Annotated in this window: 9 protein-coding genes; all 9 read right to left on the reverse strand. The window is 53.4% G+C overall.

What is annotated here, in order from left to right:
* Nucleotides 1-119: 119 nt before the first annotated feature.
* From SCARR_RS06240 to SCARR_RS06280, 9 genes are read right to left on the reverse strand one after another with little or no spacing between them, the layout of a single operon-like run.
* On the reverse strand, nt 120-1,619 hold the full coding sequence (locus SCARR_RS06240) for a sulfatase family protein (RefSeq protein WP_168433054.1): 1,500 nt from the start codon (nt 1,617-1,619) through the stop codon (nt 120-122).
* 12 nt (nt 1,620-1,631) lie between these two features.
* The gene (locus SCARR_RS06245) at nt 1,632-3,158 is read right to left on the reverse strand and encodes an alpha-L-fucosidase (protein ID WP_136060643.1); all 1,527 of its coding nucleotides are present in this window, start codon (nt 3,156-3,158) and stop codon (nt 1,632-1,634) included.
* Nucleotides 3,143-4,840, reverse strand: coding sequence for a sulfatase family protein (locus SCARR_RS06250; protein ID WP_136060644.1), 1,698 nt, complete (start codon nt 4,838-4,840; stop codon nt 3,143-3,145). The genes SCARR_RS06245 and SCARR_RS06250 overlap by 16 nt, the downstream gene beginning before the upstream one ends.
* Complete coding sequence (locus tag SCARR_RS06255) at nt 4,837-6,270, reverse strand: sulfatase family protein (RefSeq protein ID WP_136060645.1); 1,434 nt, start codon at nt 6,268-6,270, stop codon at nt 4,837-4,839. The genes SCARR_RS06250 and SCARR_RS06255 overlap by 4 nt, the downstream gene beginning before the upstream one ends.
* 3 nt (nt 6,271-6,273) lie before the next feature.
* On the reverse strand, nt 6,274-7,812 hold the full coding sequence (locus tag SCARR_RS06260) for a sulfatase family protein (RefSeq protein ID WP_222846198.1): 1,539 nt from the start codon (nt 7,810-7,812) through the stop codon (nt 6,274-6,276).
* Nucleotide 7,813: 1 nt separating this feature from the next.
* Nucleotides 7,814-9,532 carry an alpha-L-fucosidase gene (locus SCARR_RS06265; protein WP_136060646.1) on the reverse strand — a complete coding sequence of 573 codons (1,719 nt, stop codon included), beginning with the start codon at nt 9,530-9,532 and terminating at the stop codon, nt 7,814-7,816.
* Between the two features lie 14 nt (nt 9,533-9,546).
* A complete protein-coding gene (locus tag SCARR_RS06270; protein ID WP_136060647.1) occupies nt 9,547-10,929 on the reverse strand; it encodes a sulfatase in 1,383 nt (460 codons plus the stop codon).
* 6 nt (nt 10,930-10,935) lie between these two features.
* On the reverse strand, nt 10,936-15,240 hold the full coding sequence (locus SCARR_RS06275) for a CBM96 family carbohydrate-binding protein (protein ID WP_136060648.1): 4,305 nt from the start codon (nt 15,238-15,240) through the stop codon (nt 10,936-10,938).
* On the reverse strand, nt 15,195-16,784 hold the full coding sequence (locus SCARR_RS06280) for a sulfatase family protein (protein WP_168433055.1): 1,590 nt from the start codon (nt 16,782-16,784) through the stop codon (nt 15,195-15,197). Before SCARR_RS06280 ends, SCARR_RS06275 begins: the two co-directional genes overlap by 46 nt.
* Nucleotides 16,785-16,840: the final 56 nt, after the last annotated feature.

Consider the following 16,840-nt stretch of genomic DNA (forward strand, 5'->3'; position numbering starts at 1 on the left):
AAATCATCGCCGACACAGAAACCATCCCCATCAAAAGCCCTCTTTCGGCCCGTTCCGGGAACCCATCTCACCTTGCTTCTCTGCCATCGGCTCTTTCATAGAAAATTTTACAGTTCCAATTATTTCTGGTCCATCCAAGTCAGCTGTTCCCACCACTCCGGACCGTCATTCTTTTGCGGCGTACCCAGTGAGCTCCGACCCTTCATCACAAGCTGTGTGAGCTTCGTCTCAAGTTGCTTCACAATCTCCGGGTGCGCCGCATAGAGATTGTTTTCCTGTTCGGGATCATTTTCCATGTCGTAAAGCCCGTACTTTCTTTCAAAGCGATGGAACTGCAGTTTCCATCGTCCATCACGCAAGGCAAAACGGCCAGCCAGATCATGGTGGACCAGACCGTTGCGTTCATAGCCCCGTGATTGCCCTTTGAGCAATGGCATCATGCTGAAGCTATCCTCTCCCGCATTTTCAGCCACAGTTTCGCCAACGAGTTCGGCGCAGGTGGCATAGAGGTCGTTCAGGCAACAGGCCATATCGCAACGGGAGTCAGGTTTTACTGCTGCCGGCCAATGGACGATGTACGGAACACGATGCCCGCCTTCGTCGAGCGAGCCCTTCCGACCTTTGTAAATGTAGCTGGGTTTGTGGTTAAACTCCTTTTCCTGATTCGGGGAAAAAGAGGCATTCGATGCGCCATTGTCGGCCGTGAATACCAGCAACGTATTTTCCAGCAGACCCTGTTTTTCCAATGCTTGTAAAACCTGCCCCACCGCCCAGTCGATTTCCTGAATAAAATCGCCATAGATACCGCACTCGCTGGATCCCTTGAACTCATCGCGCGGCAGCACGGGGGTGTGCGGGGCGTTGAGCGGAAGATAGAGAAAGAAAGGGTTGTCCGCCTTCTGTTCTGCAATGAACGCAACCGCCTTTTCGGTAAAGTGCTTCAGCACCAGTTCGGGACGAAACCCTTCCACCTGCAGACCGGAACGCATCATGATTTGCTTATTCTCTTTGCTACCCTGTTTCGGGCGCAGTTCAGTCGGAACCTTCGTGACATGGTCATTTTCGAGGAATGTATACGGCGGAAAATCGAGCGAGGCATTGATTCCGTAGTACCAGTCGAATCCGCAATCGATGGGGCCGCCGGAAAACGGCTGGGTAAAATCAACCTGATCCTCAATGCCTTCTGGCCGCCAGTCGGAAATCCCCGAGCCATCCTTCAGCTTCCAGTTGAGACCCAGATGCCATTTCCCGATCATCGCGGTTTTATACCCGTTGCGTTTAAGCAGGTCAGCCACCGTGTCGCGATCGGGAGCGATCACCGCGCGACCATAGCCGTTGACCACCTTGAATTTGAGTTCGCTGCGCCAGTTATAGCGCCCCGTCATCAAACCATAGCGGGTCGGCGTGCAGACGGCCGACGAAGTATGGGCGTCGGTAAAATGCATTCCTTTTTGAATCAATGAATCCAGGTTTGGCGTGCTGAGCTTCGCGTCGGGGTTCAACCCGGACACATCCCCTACCCCCATATCATCCGCAAGAATGAATACGATATTGGGTTTACCCGCATGAACGGCAACAGAGGCCATGGCAACGGTCAATAATAGAATGATTCTCTTCATCGTGTTTTCCATTTACTTGAGTTTAGGAATTTTTTCTTCAAATACGATTTTAACGGCATGCGCAAAATTCGTCTCCGGCTGCTCGCCCAGCGCAATGTTCAGCCCATCCTGATTCTGCTCCCAGGCCAGATCCAGCCCGTTATCAACACGGCTAATGGATTTGACAGAGCCCAGATCCAGACGACCTTTGGCGAGAGTTTTCACCTGCATGTTTCCGCCTTCCGGCCAGTCCATCGTGATGACATACAAGGTGTCGCCGGATTTGTTGCGGGTAAAGCGGATGTCGGAGGACGTCATGGCCGACTTGATGCGCATTTTTCCCTCAATTTTACCGTCGCCTTCCTCGGCCTTCACCCAGGGGCGCGTTTCAAAGATTGCTTCGCCGTTCACCTTGTTCCATTGGCCGAGTTCTTTAAGGGCCCGAACAGCAGATGCCGGAATGCGGCCGAGCGGATCCGGAGGTATGTTCAGCAACAGGCAGCCGTTCTTACTAACTAGGTCGACAAACAACTCAACCAGCGTGTCGGTTTCAACCACGCCCTTCTCCGCGAATTTCGCGTTGTAAAACCAGGGGCCGACCGAGGTGTCATTCACCCAGGGTTTGTCCGACAGTTCCAAATGCCCGCCCCGCTCATGGTCCATCACCGTGAAGTCTCCGGGGAACGCCTTCTTCGGGTTTTGCTTAAAGGTGACAATCACCTCTTTGTCCCACTCCGCAGCGCTGTTCAGATAGTGCGTAAAGAAGTCCAGCACCGGCTCTTCGGGCATGGCGGCAATGCCCCAATCAAACCAGATAAAGTCCGGTTCGTATTTATTGATCACCTCAACCAACTTCGCCAGCCACTCCCTGCAGAATTCCGCCGCCTCGGGAGATTTCTGGCCAACATCTTCCGCATGGGGTTTGCAATAGAGCGATTCATTCCCGGGCTTCCCTGCATCATAGGCATAGGCATGCCGATAGTAGTGCCAGCTGTAGGCATGGTGAAAAGAGGTCACAAACTTCATCCCGCGTGCACGAATGGCTTTTTCCAGTTCTGCGCACGTGTCGCGCCCAAAGGTCCGCTCGATGTTCCAGGGTGTGACCTCGCTGCCCCACATGGCAAAGTTGTCGTGATGCATGGCCACTGGTCCCGCAAAACGAGCGCCCGCTTCGGCAAAGAGATCGGCCCACACCTCGGCGTCGAACTCAACCGGCTGGAACATGGAAACCAGATCCTTGTAGCCGACTTCATGCTGGCTGCCATGGGTTTTTACATGGTACTCAAACTCATCCTGCTTCGGATCGTACATATCGCGACCATAGGCATGATCAGGACGAAATTCATTCGCTTTGCTGATGGGCCCCCAGTGGGTGTAAATGCCGAGCTTTCCATCCAGGAACCATTCGGGTGCCCCGGGATGCTGCCGGATGGAGTCCCAATCCGGGGTATACGGGCCGGTCTTAATCTCGCTACCGGTCAACGAACCACCAAAAGCCACCATGGAAGCGGCCACAGCCGCCATCGTTAAAGATACTTTTTTAATTACTTCAAATCCCATTTTAGTTTTGGGTTCAGGTTTTCCAGATATTCCTTTCGATCCTTCATACTCTTGGGTGTGGCCTCACAGGCTTCGAGATACGGCCCGATCAGCGATTCCGCCACCTTCCGGTCCTCTTCCGTGTCGTTCCAGTATTGATCGATCACCTTATTGAAGGGATATTTGTCGGTGTCCTCTTTGTATTCCGCACGCAGGGCTTTCAGCTGCACCTTGAGATCCTTGACGACAACGGCATATTTCGGATCGTCGTAGATGTTGTTCATCTCCTTGGGATCGTTGACCATGTCGTAGAGTTCCCACGAGAAGGCCATATCCGGCTCATCTTTCTGCCAGTGGGTGCTGTAATAGAAGATCAGCTTATATTCCGCTGTCCGGATCGCGATGTTGGCCGGAATCCGATGGTGCACGAGGTGCAGCCAGTAGTGGTAGTACGCCGCCTGTTTCCATCCTTCCGGCTCTTCACCCGTTTCGAGAATCGAGCGGAAGCTTTTGCCCTGCATATAGTCGGGGGTTGCCACACCAGCGTAGTCGAGCAGCATCGGCGCAAAGTCGACATTCTCAATGATTGACCCATTGCGGGATCCGGCCTTGATGGATTCCGGATAGCGAACGATCAGCGGCATGCGGATCGACTCGTCGTAGGGCCAGCGCTTATCGGTGTAGTCGTGTTCTCCGAGGTAGAACCCCTGGTCGCCGGTATAGACAATCACCGTATTGTCATAGAGCCCTTCGGCCTTGAGGTAGTCGATCACGCGCTGGATGTTATCATCCACGCCCTTCACACAGCCCAAATAGGACTTCAGGTAATTCTGGTAGCCGATGCTTTTGGCCTGATCGTCAGTGTATTCCGGATTCAGCTTTCCCTTTTTATCGATCTTATCCGAAAAGCGGCGGAAGTGGCTGCGGCGACCGACCGAGGTTCCGATGTAGGGATACAATTCGCCATTCTTTCCCTTGGTAGCCAGCGAACCGTGGTTGCCGTCCGTGTAGAGGGTTTCCGGTTCGGGGATAAAGACGTCCTTGAGGTAATCCTTGTAGCGCGGGGCTGGCCGGAATGGGCCATGCGGCGCCTTGAAATGGAACTTCACAAAGAAAGGCTTCGCCGGATCTCGCTTGGTTTTGAACCAGTCCAGCACGGTATCGGTCACGATATCGGAGCAGTGACCTTTTTCCTCAATCAGGGTCCCCACGGTATCACCTAAGGTTCCTTCTGCGAATTCAGGATCCGTATACCGTCCCTGACCCTCGAGCACCTTGTAGTAGTCAAACGCCGAGGGGCGCGACCCGAGGTGCCACTTCCCCACGACCGCGGTCTGGTAGCCCGCTTTGCGCATTTCATGCGCGAGGTACTGCTGATCGTGTTTCAGTGAACCGCCCAGTGTGTACTGTTCATTCACGGCGCTGTACTGGCCGGTCATGATGGATGCGCGGCTCGGAACGCAGATCGAATTATTACAGAACACATTGTCGAGCACCATCCCCTCGCTGGCGAGTTTATCAAGATTCGGCGTCGGGTTAAGCTCGGCCAGCCGACTGCCATAAACCCCGAATGCCTGAGTCGTGTGATCGTCCGACATGATGAACAGGATGTTTGGTTTCGACTGGCTCACCACAGGTGGCTTTTCCGTGGCCACGGCGGAGATAGAAGCCAAGCCGATTAACAGTGTTATGATTCGTTTCATTTCTTACCTTTGTTCAGCTTCAGGGATTTCCATTTATTGACGGGCTGATACGCAGGATCCTTATAGTCCGCGCCTGAATGACTTTTTTCCACACTTTGAAAAAAGGCGATCAGTTCGCGCTTCATATTGTCAACGCGTTCTGGGAACTGCGCGGCCACATCGTTTTCCTCAGCTCGATCCTTGGACAGATCGTACAGCTCACCGGCAGGCATCAACAATTTATAGCCATCTTTAACGAGCGATGACGTTCCATTCGCGTAACGGAATGGAATCGCCCGTTCGCGGGCTTCGGATTTCCCGATCAGGACCGGCAGAATATCCTGTCCATCGAGCGGACGGGCGTCGGGCATTTGATAATCGACGAGTTTTCCAATGGTTGGAAAATAATCGAGAGTGGAGAGAATGGCGCCTGATTCGATGCCGGCTTCAATTTTTCCAGGCCAAACCGCGAAGGCCGGAACGCGAACCCCACCGTCATACAGAGCACGCTTACGGCCGCGCAATCCATCGGTCGTCCCCATGCGCCGTCCGGCGGCCTGCTTGCCCTCAGGCCCGTTATCGCTGCAGAAAAAGATCAGCGTATTTTCGGCGGCCCCGCTTTTTTCCAATGTTTGGAAAATACGGCCGACCTGCTCGTCGAGTTCAGTAATGCATCCGTAGAAATGCGCGGCCTCGCCATGTCCTTCATACATTTTTAGATATTCCGGTCCGGCTTCAATATCTTCGTGCGGGGCATTGAACCAAACCACGGCCAAAAACGGCTTTTTGTCGGCAACCGCCTGTTCGATAAACGGCACGGCGCGGTCGACCACCACACGGGCTGCGCCGCCCAACAAGCTTTCATCGCTCCCGTCAAGCGCCACGCCATTTTCATAGAAGGGATTGTTTTTTGCCCGTTTCCCAAGGCCGGGATTCCAGGTGCAAATCGCAGATTCCACGACAAAGGACGCATCGTAGTCGCGCTCCCACGGCGGGGCAAAGTTCAGCTCCGGCTTTCGTTTCTCTCCCTTAGCAGACATGGTTTTGCTGAGCGTTCCCAAGTGCCACTTCCCGAAATGACCAGTCGTGTAGCCTTTGGATTTCAACATACGGGCCAGCGTAATTTCCTGTGCGGGAAGGTGTGCCTGATTTGCACCGTAGATTCCAAAACGATCATGGTGGCGCCCGGTCAGACAGGTGGCACGGGTCGGCGAACAGACTGAATTCCCTGAATAAAAGTGCGTCAAGGTGATGCCTCGCTTCGCCAGTGCGTCCATATGCGGGGTTTTAATAATCTTGTTTCCGTTAAAACCGGTATCCCCATACCCCAGATCATCGGCCATCATTAAAATGATATTCGGAGTCTGCGTCTCTGCCTCAACCCCAAAACCCAAGGCACAAACAGCAAAGATCAATAAACAAGTCTTCACCCTATTCCGTATTTTACCCATCACTCATTGCTCCTTTTTACTCTTCAGTTCTTTTTTATAATTCGATATCGCAGATTTGTGATACAGATCCTTCTTCGCATCCCATTCGATCTCACGATTAAAAACATCCGCATACTGAGCATAGTCATTATAATTCAGTGCGTTTCCTTTCCAATGAACCAGTTGAGCATCGTAGGCGCTACGCATTTCTTCCAACTGTTGGCGTGACTCCGGATCTGCGGCTAAATTCGTCATTTCCCGCGGATCCTTACTATTCAGGAACAACTCTTCCACGGCCTCCATGCCATCGTCCTCATAAGCCCAGTAGATGTATTTCCAATCCTCGGAAACCACCGCGAGCGAAAGCGTGGGCGCACTGCCAAACAGCTGCATCAACGGCAGGAACTCGCGCACTCGAGGCTCTTTGTTCTCCAATAATGGCAGGAGACTTTTCCCATCCATATTTGCAGGAATCGGCAATCCGGCCAAGTCCAACAGAGTCGGGGCCACATCAATTCCGGCTGTCACGGCGGGGGTTCGGGCTCCGTTACCCGGTCGACGCGGATCATAAATAATCATCGGGGATCGCGAGGGCTCCTCGTAGGGCAGACATTTTCCAGAAAAGCCATGCACGCCTTCAGAATATCCGTTATCCGAGCTGAAAATGATCACGGTATTTTCTGCAAGGCCTTGCTTCTCCAACTCCGCACGAACCATTCCGATGGCATAGTCGACTCCGCTGATCAGCTGGTAGTACCCGCGCTTGACCTCATCGTATTTAGTGAAATAACCGTTTTTCTTATGATACGAAAGATACTGACGCCCCTGCTTTGGCTGCTCCGCCAGATGCTCCCCATTTTCCGGCCCGAAATTGGCTGGTTTGGAAAACGTCTTCCCCTCATATAAGTCATCAAAAAATGGATCTGGATTAAACGGTAAATGAGATGCCTTAAAAAACAGGGACATACAAAATGGCTTTCCACTACCCTTTGCTTTTTCAATAAAATCTATCGCCCATGCGCCATAGGCTCGCGTGCTATGGGGATACGTATCTGCATACTGCTTAATATATTCATTTTTAGACGTCTGATAGTCCGTCTGCCCCACTCCGCCAGCCCAATCGTCAAAGGAATCCACGGGCAATTGATCGTAGGAATTATGCCCGCTGTTTTTACTGACCTCATCGGTTACAGCAAACCCGAACTTTCCGGCGAATCCAGTATAATATCCAGCCTGCTGAAGTAGTACCGGATAGGATTTTGAAAAGATCGCGCGAGTCATTGACCCATGCTGAAAATTACAGCCGTGTTTATATTCCAGCAACCCGGTCATCACTGACGCTCGGCTCGCCATGCAGATGGCCGTCGTATTGTAATGCCGGTCAAAGATAACGCCCTGCGCCCCGAGCTGATCCATGTTCGGCGTATGAATCTCCGTGTTTCCCATGCAGCCCATCGCTTTGTACGACTGGTCATCGGTAAACAAAAACACAAAATTCGGGCGCCCCACCGCAACAACGTGCGATCCCAACAAACAGACCAACATAAAAAGAATTTTTTTCATATTATTTCACCGGGGGGAACAGTTCATATTCTGCAATCAGGAATTTTTTCACCTTGCTGATGCGGAGGCGGATTCGATCCGTGGTGAGGGGTTTGTCGAAAAACTTCATGGTTTCCCACTTCAGTTTAAAACCCTTGGGAGTGACATCTTTCCACCCATTGGAACCGTCGTGAATCTCTATGTGCACCTCATTCTTCGGCACCCACTCTTCGCCACGCGCAATACTGAAACTGCCGATGGTCTGAGGCGAATCCCAGGCCGCTTCAATCAGGATTTCTTTTTCCCCTTTATTCAAGTAGCCTTCCCAAAGCGTATGCACATTCTGATCCCGCAATGCCTCGATATCCGACGTGGTATCCGAACAGGTCAACGTGGCGGTCTTGGTCAGCGAGGGAACCCGTTGGAGCGGCTTAACCGGATAAACCGGCTTGTCAAACGTCAGTTCGATCGTCGTGAGGATTTTTCCTCTTCCAGCCTTTGGAACATTGACTGATATTTTTTCTAATGCTTGGAAACACTCCACATCGCCGCCGGAGAGTACCCGTGCAGATTGCAGTTTCAGGCCTGTGAGTTTAGGAAACTCCAGTGCGCCCTGCTCCGGCCAACGGAAGATATGCAGAAATGCGCGGTTGTCTTTGCAAGTGGCCACGCCCCACGGGCCGGGGATATAGGGTCCGCCGCGCGAGCCGCGAATGCTTTCTTCACCGTGCACCGTCCACCATTCGGCGAGTTTTTCAAAGCTTGCGCGCTCTGCCGGATTCACCTGGCCGTCACCCATCGGGCCGATGTTCAGCAATATATTGCCGTCCCCGCCCCACGTGTAGAGCAGGACTTCCATCAACTGCTCGATTTTCTTCGGACCGACTTTCGGGTTGTAGCCCCATTGCCCGGTTGTGGTATGACAGGCTTCCCAGTTTTGATCGCGATTAAAATAGCTGATGTTATGTTCCGGCGTGTAATAGTCGGCTCCGGCGCCACCGCGATCGTTGACCATGCAGTTGGGATGCAGCTTACGAATGGTTCCCATTATTTCTTCAGCGGTATTACCCCAGTCGCCCGGCCCGAGTCCATCAAAGAAAACGGAGTAGATCGGGCCATAGTTATTAAGCAGCTCATCCATCTGGTTTTTATAGAACTCGATGTAGCGCGGATGATTTTTGTCGGAGTCGCAGTCCGGGTGATGCCAATCGCGCGGCGAATAGTAGAAGCCATATTCCATGCCGTTCGCTCGCGCTGCGTCGGACAGCATTTTTGCGATGTCCTTTTTATACGGCGTGCTCATCATGTCGTATTCGGTATAAGCCGAATCAAACATGGAAAATCCGGCGTGGTGCTTGGTGGTGAACACGATGTAGCTCACGCCCGCGGCCTTCGCCATTTTCATCATTTCATCGGCGTCGAATTTTACCGGGTTGAAGGTTTTGTACTGAGCGTCGTACACCTCCGGTTCCAGCTGCGCCGTTTTGTACGGCTTCCCGCCTTTACGATGACTGGGGCTGTTGCGGGAATGCCCCAATTGCTGGCCCAACTGGCTGATCGGCCCCCAGTGAATAAACATGCCGAAGCGCTGATCCTTCCACGCCTCCTGCGCCGCTTTCGACGCGGTCGGCAGTTTGATTGACTTATCGACCTTGAATTCCTGTATCTCAAAATTATCGTCTGCGGCCAATACAGCACCGGCCATCAGTACAACACTCAATATCATTCGTTTCACACACATTCGATTGTCTCCAATTACTTCAGTGAATAGTCCGGATTCGGCTCCAGTTGAGGCGCATGGATCGACTTCAGCCACTGATGCAGCTTTACAGTTTGGGCCTCACATTTTTCAGGATTCCTCATGGCGAGGTTTTGTTGTTCCTTCGGATCGTCAGCAAGATTGAAAAGTTCGTATTCTCCGTATTCAGGATATTCGATAAGCTTGAATTCGCCATCGTAAATCACGTTGCGCCACGAGAAGCTCCAACGGCCCTTCTTGGCATTGAACTGGGCATATTTGGGATAGAAGCAGAATACTTGTCGACTCTGCATGCGGTTGCTCTTTCCTGTTAAAATCGGAGTTAAATCTTTCCCATCCAATGCATAGTCGGCGGGAGGTTCAATACCGGCCAGTCCGAGCAGGGTCGGATACATATCCACACCGATAATCCTTTCATAGGAAACACTGTCCGGCTTAATTTTTCCAGGCCACTTGAAGATGTAGGGGACCCGCATGCCGCCGTCGTAGGTGTCGCCCTTGCGCCCGCGGTATTCACCCACCAGATTGCGGTCATACGACCCGTTGTCGGAGGTGAACACCACAATCGTTTCTTCCTCGACCCCCAGCTCCTTAATTTTATCCAGCAACACACCGGAAAAGTCATCGAGCATTTTGGTCATCGCAACGGTGACGTCTAAATCCTTCCCCCCTTTCTCCAGATCGAGGCCGCTCAACTTTTTCTTGAAGTGGTCGATATAGTCCTGCCGGGCTTCTGCCGGGCCATGCACGAGGAAATAGGGCATGTAAATAAAGAACGGCTTATCGGCCTTCACCGATTTTTCCATAAAGGCCGACGCTTTTTGACTGAACAGCTCTTCAATCATCATCCCGTCCGGCAAGTCGACCGGGGGGGTTGATTTTGCCTTGTAATGGGCTCCGGCACTCGCAAAAGCCTCGTCGAATCCAAAATATTCCTGCGGATGGGTCTGCCTCTCGTTTGAGACATGCCACTTGCCATACATGGCGGTGGCATAGCCCGCATTCTGAAAAACAGTTCCCAGAGTAATTTTATCCGTGGCGAGCTGCTGGTTTTTCGGAATCACGTATTTCGCCTTGTCCTCGTCGCCATAGCTGTCTTTTACCCGGTAGATTCCGGTTCGAGGACCGTACTGACCGGAGAGGAGCGCGGCGCGCGACGGACGGCAGGTCGGATAGGCCGCCAGCCCGTTAGAAAAGTGCATGCCTTCCTGGCAAAGCCTGTCGATGTTGGGTGTCTCGATATATTCCGTGCCGTAACAATGCAAACCGCCGATGCCCAGATCATCCGCCAGAATCAATATTACATTCGGCTGCTTCGCAATTGCCAACGTAGCCAGCAGCCCACACGCAGTCGCCCATATCATCCGTTTTTTTATCATTTTTATCTACTCCGTTGCTTCAATTTTCAGGCGGATAAACCGCATATCGGAAATGGTATCCATTCGGTTCGTTACCGATTCGAATCCGGGTTCAAGCCAAGCGGCGGGCAGCTCGATATACCCGTTTGTGTTCCAGACATTGGAAACAAGATCTGTTGCGGTTTCGACTCTGTAACTCAATCCACGGGCGACCGCATCCGCGCGGCGGCGATAGATATAGTCGACCACGTTGGAGCCGCCGTTTGCCACCAATTTGCCCGTCGGAATAATCGGCGGCATTTCCGCTCCGGTGGTTGGGTTGCCACCGAAGGCGTACTCCAAAAGGTTGACCAGACCGTCGCCGTCCGCATCGATATCATATGAGGAATTGCTGGAGACCAGGCCGTTTTCAGCGCCCCATTGCTCATAAAAGTTTCCAAGCATTGGAAGAACGGTTCGGATTTCAAGAACCGGCGCGCTGCCGCCTTCGCTGCTGATCAGCTTAGTAACCAGATTGTCTTGCTCATCCAACGCCACGCTCCACGTGCCGTTGGACGAGACGTAGCCAGTGATATCAATTTCGAACCAACTTCCGGCCACTGCCGTCCCCTCGCCTATTTCGACTCCGAAGGTCGGACGGTTGCTCCAAACCAGACTCGACTCCGTCCAGTTGTTATCGACGACCGCATAGACTTTGACCGGAGCTGAAGAATCATCGGATCGTAGCTTGAGAACAGCTTTTCCAACCGGGTTGGTCAAGCCGGAAACAACGAACTGCAGATAAGGAACGCGTGCAAAACCGCTGGAGGAATTGCGCATCGTAAGACCGGTATCATCACCGAAGTTGTCGCCCGGTTTATTGGCCTGCACATAGGTGTCGCGGTCGTTGGCATTAAAGGGAATCGGCGCAGCAAGATTGAGCACTTCGATCTCAAGCGTAGCCGTATCGCTGCCATGCACGCTGTCAGCAACCTGCACTATAAAGCGGTTCACGCCGACGTTGGTTGTCCCCGGCGTCCCCGACAGCACTCCGTTCGAAGAAACATTCAACCAGGCCGAACCGGAGAGCTTCAAGAAGGTCAACGGATCGTCATTCGGATCCATGGCATATGCGGTCAATGCGCTGCTGAATGCTTCGCCGACAACCGCGTCTGCCTCGATTGAATCAACCGTGAAATAGGGCAGCGTGGCGGGTAGAACAGGCTGGCGCGCAGGATAAAGGTCGTTTCTCGCCAGCAGGGAGGCTTCACCTTCGGCTAATACACGGTTGTAGATGTGCGAATCATCCAGATGACCGCTGAAACAGGCATCGGATACGATTGTTGATTCAGAACCGCTCCAGATACGGGTGGCATCGGCCGATCCGCCGAGCGCGGCACGAAACGCGGCGTCGCCGATAGACAAAACCGACGTCGTAAGATTGGTTGAGACAAGCCGGCTGTTTCCATTATAGAAGTAACACGAAAGGCTGCCGGACTCAAAAGAGGCTGCAACACTATACCACTGCTGTGGCAAAATGGTTCCGAGCTGGACAAACGTTTCCTGCGGCTGGTTCCAGACGCCCGCCCAGAGCGTGATGCCGCTGAGATAAATGGACATTCCGCTGTCTGCACCGCCCTCTTTGTAGAGCACCTGCGTTCCGTGGGATTGCGCCGACCAGAAGTGCAGGCTGACCGAGCGGTTGGTGCTTGAGCCCAAATCGGTGGTTGGGATATCGATGAAGTCATCGACCCCGTCCAACAAGGCGATTCCATTGGAAACCGTTGCACCGCCGGTGAGCACGCCATCATTGTCGGATCCCTGACTGGAAATGTCGGACAGGCCGGTACCATAGGTATAGCCGACCACATGGCCCTGGTCATGGATATAGGGCATGGTGTCCACATCGCCGCCTACGGTATCGTAGTCGGAATCGAATTCGAGTTTGTCGTCCTCCATCGGCCAGGTTTGCGCGATGATTTCCGTCAGGTTATCTGTGCCATCCTTGTCCCAGTCGTAGGTGGCATCGTTATCCTTGTAGGAAATGTCGTCGCGGGCATTAATGCGCAGAATACGCTCCCAGATATTCGTGACCCCGTCGTTCTCCGCATCCTGCAGGGCATCCGCGGGGTCGAGCGGATCGAAGAGATGGGTTGTCGTGAGCGGGTCGTCGCCCCACTTGACAGCCATGAGCAGTTCCCACGCGTTATCCATGCCGTCACCATCGAAATCGGCCATAATGCCCAGATCGGCCATCGGGTCGCCGTCCGAGGGATCGAGCGGATCGAAAGCGGCCATGGTGCATTCGTACGTGTCGAGAATGTTGTCCTGATCGGTGTCGGCCAGGTACGGATTGGTTCCGTAGAGATTGATTTCATCGTCGGTGGAAATCTGGTCGCCATCGGGATCGGAGGCAACCGCGGTTCCACTGCGGTTCATCGCTTCAAGCACGGGCAGCATTCCGGGACGCCAACCGAGGCCCTGGGTAAAGTTGTAGTTGTTGTAGCTCAGCCAAGTGATCCGGATCGGGATATCAGCGGAATCACAAAGGCTGTAGAGATTTTCGACGAAACGGATGCGGTGCGGAATGTATTCATCGTGGCGTGCGTTGGAATCGGTGGGGCGCACGGCACTCATAATGAGGGGCACATTGTTGGCCGCAATCCAGTCCTTGGCTTCATTCAAGTTGTCGATAACGATCTGCTTATCTTCATCGAGCACCCAGCCGCGCCCGCCGGCAAAGTTCTTGTGGAAGTCGGAGAACCAGTAATTGCCGGAGCTGGTGTCAATGCCGTCGCCGGCATCGTGGTCTTCATAGGGGAACGTCATTTCCACCAACCGGAAGACATTGTTGAGGCTCGGCGGCGGACAAATAAGCATCCGGCCCTGATCAACCAGCCGGACTTCTTTCGTCACACTGTCGTGAAATGCATCGAGTGACGCGGCATCCCCCATGAAACTGTTGCCGCCGGTTTCGAGGAACAGATGGTAGGCCAGCCGGTGTGAATCAAACTTGCAGTGGTCGAGCACGTTGGTCCACCAGGCAAAGTGCTCGGCGGCATAGCCTTCTTTCCAAACATTGGAACCATCGTCCTCATTGGCCAGCTCCCACTCGGCGTTGCCCTTGTTGCCGATGTGGCAGTACATACCGTGACGGCTGATCTGCTCAACCCACCGATCAAGCAACTGGAAATACTCCGGATTGTTCTGCGGTGTATTCGGCGTCATCTTGTCCTGAAGAAAGCGGCCGATGTGCATGCGCACGTGGCCGAAGCCGGCCTTTTTAATTTCAATAACGTCCAGCTCGGGGATCGGATCCTTGTCCGAATCAGCCTCGACAATCAGACCGATTCCCATGGCATCAACATAGTCGAAATTGGTGATCGGATCGTCCGGAGGCGCAGTCAGCGTTCCGCCCTGTAGACCGACCACTTCGGTGATGGCATCGCTAGAGGCATCGGAAACCGAAATCTGCACCCACTGGTTGGTGGGCGTGCGATAAAACCAGAGATCCTCGAGGAATCCATAGGCGGTTGCTGCACTCCATTCCCCGGCGGAGGGTTCGACTGTTTGAAAGAGAAGCTTGTAGTTGCAGGTCGTGATATTCGTCGGAGATGAAACTTCGAGATGGATGTGGTCGGAGTCGACCAGCAAGGTGCCCGTCCGGTTGGTTCCCGCCCGGTCGGTTACGGTCAGCATCAGGTTCGAGACGGCGGGCGAAGAGACGCTTTCAACAGTCAGGCTTTCGAAGTTAAACGAATCTGTTCTAGCATCAGCAAGGTCACCCCCGGAAACCAGGCCGCGCAATGTCAGCGGGGATCCGGCCGTCAGCACCACGCCGGCAGAAAAGGTGTAATCGCCGGAATTTGTAACAGACGTTCCGTTCCATGAAATCTCGTACAAATCCAAGGCGGTGATCGCCTGAAAATCAAAGGCAATCAGTTCGACATCCGCATCAAAGCTCAGCGCAAGCGATTCGCTTGGATTGATGGAGTCGGAACGGCCGCCGTCGATGCCGATCCGGGATCCGGCATTCATGACTCCCGGGGTCGCTCCGTCCGCTTGTGTAATCTGTATCGCGGTCATTACCAGCCCGTCATCCGGACAGGTCAGGCTGGCGCCCGCGCCCGCCCCGTCAAACGTGCCGTTCCCTGAAGAGCCGGTGGCGCTGACCAGATTGGTATAATCCCCATTCCATTCAACCACGCGGGAGGCTCCTGCATAGGGAAGGTCTGTCGTCAGGCCGCCAAACTGAATTTTCTCTGCCCAGACAAGGGATGGAAACAAAAGAAATACAGCTACGGTCTTTATTTTCCAATGTTTGGAACGATCCAGCATAACTGTTTCCACCATTCTTCACCATCGTTTTTCTGTTTTGCACCGGGGGTGCTGCGGCCATCCTGCACGAGTTTCGTGATCGTTGCCGTCAGCTGCTCGACCTTTTCGGGATTGGATTTGAACAGGTTTTTCTGTTCACCGATATCGTCCGCCAGATTGTAGAGCTTGTAGGCGTTGGCATTTTTGGAAAAGCAGAGCTTCCAGCCGCCCTGACGGATGGCGAGATAACCGCCAAAGTCGCGGCTGACCAGTGTGTCGCGTACCGGAGTGGTACTGCCCTTCAGAGCGGAGAGAAAACTAAAGCTGTCTTCGGCCGTGTTGTCAGGGATTTCCGAACCTGTAATTTCCGCGCAGGTGGCAAAGAAATCGTTCAGGCAAATCATCACATCACTTCGGCTTCCCGCGTCTACCACGCCGGGCCACGTGGCAATGAACGGAACACGGTGGCCGCCTTCAAGCAAACGACCCTTGCAGCCGTTGTAGATATAGCTCGGATTATGCCCGTATTGTTCTTTTTGCGCATCGGGAAAGGCTTTCGGCGAATAGCCGTTGTCGGTGGTGAAAATCAGCAGGGTATTTTCCAACTGTCCGCTGGCTTTCAGCGCCTTGACCACCTCGCCGACGGCCCAGTCGACCTCCTGCACAAAGTCGCCATAGGTACCTGCCTGACTTTTTCCTTTGAACTGTTCATTGGGAACCACAGGCGTATGCGGCGCCGTAAGCGGCATGTAGACGAAAAACGGCTTTTCGCTCGTGTAGTCATCGATGTACCGGGCGGCATGGCGTGCAATTTCCGGCAAGGCGTCAGTGGGCTTAACCCCTGTGCCGGCCAGTCCGGGGCGCCACGAGGCTTTAGGATATTTATTGCTGATTTTCTTCAGTTCTTCGGCAGGCACCTTGTTGCTGCGCGCCTCCACGACTTCCGCCGGCTCGGGAACCAGTTTACCGCTGTGCTTGATCAATTCCGTATAGTGCAGGCGATCATTTTCAATGAACGCATACGGTGCCATATCCCATGACGCGGCCGTTCCGAAGAAATAATCAAATCCAAGATGAGTCGGCCCCAACTGGATCGGCGCAGCGAAATCGATTTTCAATTCGGCTTCATCCTCGTCCGGTTTGAGTTCCGTGAATACGGATCCGTCCTTTTTGGTCCAGGTGATGCCTAAATGCCACTTGCCGAACATCGCCGTATTGTAGCCTTTCTCTTTGAGCAGCGAGGCCACGGTTTTCCGATCCCTGGAAACCAGGCACGGGCTGTAACCGCTCAGCACCCGTTCTTTAAGGCGGCTACGCCAGCTGTAGCGGCCCGTCATCAGTCCATAGCGGGTGGGCGTGCAAACCGCCGACGAGGTATGCGCATCGGTAAAATTCATGCCGGCAGAAACAAGGGCGTCCAGATTGGGTGTTTTAACTTTTGCTTCCGGGTTGAGGGAGGCGACATCCCCCACGCCCATGTCGTCCGCCAGAATGAATACAATATTAGGCGCGGCTTGTGCCAACATCATCCCCATCAATAAAAAAACAAAGCTTCCCGCAATCCTATATCTAAATGACATATCAAAATTCCCGTTGCTTAATAAAAACATGGGCCTTGGCTGGGTTTCTCCAGCCT

It is taken from the genome of Pontiella sulfatireligans (assembly GCF_900890705.1).
GTDB classification, from domain to species: Bacteria; Verrucomicrobiota; Kiritimatiellia; order Kiritimatiellales; family Pontiellaceae; genus Pontiella; species Pontiella sulfatireligans.

Excerpts from the sequence above, each read along its gene's own strand:
- SCARR_RS06250 (WP_136060644.1), bottom strand. The coding sequence starts at position 4,840 with ATGAAACGAATCATAACACTGTTAATCGGCTTGGCTTCTATCTCCGCC.
- SCARR_RS06275 (WP_136060648.1), bottom strand. The coding sequence starts at position 15,240 with ATGGTGGAAACAGTTATGCTGGATCGTTCCAAACATTGGAAAATAAAG.
- SCARR_RS06255 (WP_136060645.1), bottom strand. The coding sequence starts at position 6,270 with ATGGGTAAAATACGGAATAGGGTGAAGACTTGTTTATTGATCTTTGCT.
- SCARR_RS06265 (WP_136060646.1), bottom strand. The coding sequence starts at position 9,532 with ATGTGTGTGAAACGAATGATATTGAGTGTTGTACTGATGGCCGGTGCT.
- SCARR_RS06280 (WP_168433055.1), bottom strand. The coding sequence starts at position 16,784 with ATGTCATTTAGATATAGGATTGCGGGAAGCTTTGTTTTTTTATTGATG.
- SCARR_RS06270 (WP_136060647.1), bottom strand. The coding sequence starts at position 10,929 with ATGATAAAAAAACGGATGATATGGGCGACTGCGTGTGGGCTGCTGGCT.
- SCARR_RS06260 (WP_222846198.1), bottom strand. The coding sequence starts at position 7,812 with ATGAAAAAAATTCTTTTTATGTTGGTCTGTTTGTTGGGATCGCACGTT.
- SCARR_RS06240 (WP_168433054.1), bottom strand. The coding sequence starts at position 1,619 with ATGAAGAGAATCATTCTATTATTGACCGTTGCCATGGCCTCTGTTGCC.
- SCARR_RS06245 (WP_136060643.1), bottom strand. The coding sequence starts at position 3,158 with ATGGGATTTGAAGTAATTAAAAAAGTATCTTTAACGATGGCGGCTGTG.